General features: G+C 53.4%; 3 protein-coding genes. 2 read left to right on the top strand and 1 reads right to left on the bottom strand.

Annotated features, from left to right (window positions below; translation table 11 throughout):
- Positions 1-632: 632 nt before the first annotated feature.
- Positions 633-1679, top strand: a complete 1047-nt coding sequence (locus tag FBQ85_27540; GenBank protein MDL1878886.1) for an NYN domain-containing protein — start codon at positions 633-635, stop codon at positions 1677-1679.
- A gap of 22 nt (positions 1680-1701) precedes the next feature.
- Here the strand turns inward: FBQ85_27540 and FBQ85_27535 are convergent, their stop codons facing one another.
- Complete coding sequence (locus FBQ85_27535) at positions 1702-3255, bottom strand: hypothetical protein (protein ID MDL1878885.1); 1554 nt, start codon at positions 3253-3255, stop codon at positions 1702-1704.
- Positions 3256-3329: 74 nt separating this feature from the next.
- On the opposite strand from FBQ85_27535, the gene FBQ85_27530 reads away from it, so the two are divergent.
- Positions 3330-3946 (top strand): hypothetical protein (locus FBQ85_27530; GenBank protein MDL1878884.1); only part of this gene is annotated, 617 nt, incomplete at its 3' end.

Raw genomic sequence — 3946 nt, 5'->3', positions numbered from 1 at the left:
GCGCATTGTGGGAAGAAGTTGCCCGGTTGCGCCGCGCCAGCACACGCCTGCGCCGCGCCGCGCCCGGTCAGGCCAACCCGGACGCGCTGATCGGCCAACCCCGGCCGTTTGCTGAACGCAGCCGGGCGATCGAGCTGGAACTGCTGCGCATCATGATATTGCATTGGAACGCCATGCAATTCATTTTCAGCTTTATGCGGGTGGAGGATTTTCACGATGCGGAGGCGCGCGCCATGGCGGAGGTGTTTTATAGCCTGCTCGAACGCGACATGCCGCTGGAACCGGAGATGCTGCTGCATTATTTCAATGAGCCGCAGCAAGCCGAATTCTTATCCAAAGTGATCAATGAGGAAGCCGGGCGCATTCACAAAGAATCCATAGAGATCGACTATCGCCGCTGGAGCGCCGATTGCATGGCGCGCCTGCAACGCATAATGATCGAAGATCAACGTCTGATGCTGATGCAGCAAATCAAACAGGGCGATGCGAGCGGCCGCGATGTGACCGAGCTGATGCAGCAATTAAGTGAATATGATGAACAACTGCGGAGGATCAAACCTGAAAATTTCTTATTAGCCGCCTGAATACTCATCGCATATGATTTCACGACAACGAACAGAGCAAATAATCCAATGAAAATTTCCGAGGAAAACATGATCGAACATCAGGATGTTTTTGGTGAAGGCAAGCGGGCGGTGACAGATCATGGGGCAGGGGAATATCCGCGCAACGCCTCGCGCAACAATATGCGCCACGGCACGTTGCGGTGCATGACTTTCATCGACGGTTCGTGGTTGTATCATAATCAAGACATGCTCGTCAAAGCGCATGGTGGACCGTTCAAAATCGACTTCAATAAGATCAATATGGTGGCGCTGCGCTTTCTGCGCCAGTATTACCAGGGTATTCTGCCGTACGAACCGTTGCCGTTCGATTTGGTGCGTACGTACTATTATGCCAGCGTCCCGTTCAATGTGCATCCCGAGGATGCCCTCAAGCTGGAAGATCAACGCAAATTTTACAACATTCTCAGCGAACAGCTCGGTTTCAATCTGGTGCTGCACGAGATCGACTTTCGCGGGCATTATATGGCGATGCAAGATCGCATCACGCGTGAAGGCGACGCGAATTTCACCCCCAAAGAGCGCACCATCGACATGGCATTGGGCACGGACATGCTGTATTTTGCCGCGATTCATGCCTTCGACATCGCCATTGCCGTGCTGGGCGACGCCGACTATCAACCGGCGCTCGAACGGGTGCGCCAACTGGGTAAGCGCGTTTTGATTTTTACGATCGGGGGCTCGGCGGCATACGATTATATTTTCCCCAAGCCCAATGCGCGTTTCAGCGATTTCCCGGCGATGCGGTTTCAGGATTATCTCGAAGATCTGCGGTTGGTGCCGAAAAACGAGCGCGAGAAACCAATGTACAAATACTATTGCGCGCGCTGTGGCAAAGAGTTTGAATCGACTTACAAGGCTGCGCCCAAACAAAATATGTATTGCGACGAACATCGTATTTGGCGCAATAATTTCTCCAATGGCGCCGATGAAAACGGCCGCGCAGGAACGGCGCCGGCGTCAAATACCGACGCACCGCCGGAGCAAGCGCCTTCCATGGAAGAAATCGCGAGAGAATCTTTAATCGCGACCGGCCTGGATGCGGAGAAGGAATAATCCAGACGATGGGCATGCCCGATTAGGGCTTGCGAAAGTGCAGGCAATAATGGTGGAAGGTATTGCTGACCCAGGCATAGCGATACCCGAACGGCGCGAGCTTTTGATCGTCTTGACACCAAAACTGTTCATGGCAAAGCTGCAACTCATCACTGAGTTGCAGCGCCAAATCCCAGGCGAGCGGATAAATCACTCCGCGTTTCTTGACGTTCTTGACGATAATCGTGAAGTAACCGCCCGGCGCCAGCCTGGTCGCGACAAATCTGTAAATCTTCACTAAGTTGTCAAGGAAGGAACGATAATCCGTGACATTGCCAAGGTCGCGCGCGTCGTCAGAGTAGAATTGCAGCAGGCCGGCGTCCTTGCGTTTTTGCTGGGTTTCAGCGCCTTTCATGCGCAGCATATCCCAATACGGCGGACTGGTAATGATGTAATCGAAGGCAGGCGGAAACTCGGTGTAGTTTGTTGCCTCAGCAGCATCGCCGCACACAAGTTTCCAATGCGAAGATTCCAGCAGATTCGGCAGAGAGGGCAAATATCTTGTGATGCGCTCACGAGCAATGCGATGAAACTGCGGATTCAACTCGATGCCATACGCTTCGCGCTGACGCGCTAAAGCCGCCAGCAGTGTGCTGCCGGTGCCGGCCATCGGGTCGAAGATGCGATCGCCCGGTTGCGAAAAATCATTCAAGAAAATCTCAACCAGCGTCTCCGGAAATTTGGCAGGGTGGAGGAGAACCCCTTTTTCGCGCGGCGGCGGTTTGACAATCAGCCAGGCCGAGCGCGGAGATTCAGGCGTTTTCAGCGCCGAAGCGCGTTTTGGCTGCTGTTGCCGTTTTGTGATCGGCCTTGGCTCCCAAAGATCTGGAGTGGGGGATGATTCTTCACGGCGGAAATTCAAGCAATAAACCGCATTCTGTCGCGTGTACCAAACGCCCTCCTGTGGCGCGGTTTGCGCGGCAGGCGACGTTACATCATTTTCACATCCGATTTTTTCATCTTTTAGAGTTAGAATTTGGCCAATGGTTCGGGCAAATTGCCAGGCAATTGGCACAAGTTGGCCGTGATCATCGCGGTTGCGCACGAAAACAGTGGCGTAAGCATTGATTTTGAGATGACGCGCAATTTGCCGAAAGCGTGCTTGCCAAAGGGCAATGTCGTTCAAATAAGTGGACGGCGCGGTAAACGCTTCACTCAAATCAAACAAGCAATAATCCAACTCCAGGAAAGGCGCATTCTCATCAAAATTATCGAATAGAATTGGCTGCCGTCCCAGCGCAGCAACGAGGGGTTGCAAGAACGCGGCGTTTTCTTGCAGCAAGCCAATGCGCGCAGGTTGATCCGGGGCAACGATTTTTTTTGTAAAAAATTCAATGAAGCTGGCCGTGACGCCGATGGTGCGCTCCCCCGGGGCGAACACAAACCAACTTTTTTGAAAAGTCAGCCAGCGCTGGCTGTCGAGATCGTTCAAGCGATTCTTGGGATCGACGCCGGAAGAGGCCTCGGAGGCAGGCTGACCTCGAGATGGTTTCGTGCGCATGAAAAATACTGTAAAGTTAATGAGGACTGAACACATCGGTTTGAAACCATAATAGCAACAAAATTCAGTTGAAGCAAGCGTGAGCGTTCAACAAAATCGGCGGGGTGGCAATGCGCGCAGAAGAAATCATTTGTCTGGCAATTTTGCCGGAGGATGTTGCGGCGGGTATTCAGTATGCCAGTCAATCGTTGCGCTATACGTTCGATCGCATGAATTACGGCGAGGACATGGGACGGCGTTTCAACAAGATTGCCTGCGGCAAAGCGTGCGAAGCGACGCTGACGCGCTATCTGCGCCAGCACGCGATTCCGCATCTCAGCCGCGAGGGCGCAACCCCGCATACGCAACCGGATCGCTTTGATTTGCGCATCTTAAATGAAGTGGTCGATCTCAAAACGTTTCATGTGCCCGATGGCGCAGCCCGGCCGGACAGACTTCTGGCATGCCTCGCGCTGGTGCCGTGCCGGCACAGCCATGATCAATGGCATAGACGCCGTGATTATCAGCGCTATTTGTTCGGTTTTTATACGAGCCGGTTACACGACCGCCTGCCCCGGTCAAAAGGCAAAAACAAATTACAGCCGTTTTCGGTTGGCGAGGTTGAACTTTCAGAGACGCCCGCAGTGCTTTTCTTGACTGCCGCTCCGGCGATTGCCGCGTGTGAGCAAGCGTTTCGTAAAATTTCGGCTAAAACGAGGTGTGTGCAATACCCGCGCGGCACGCGCAT

The organism is Cytophagia bacterium CHB2 (assembly GCA_030263535.1).
Taxonomy (GTDB): Bacteria; Zhuqueibacterota; Zhuqueibacteria; order Zhuqueibacterales; family Zhuqueibacteraceae; genus Coneutiohabitans.
Note: the sequence above shows the minus strand (reverse complement) of the source record. Positions and strands in the feature narration are given on the sequence as shown.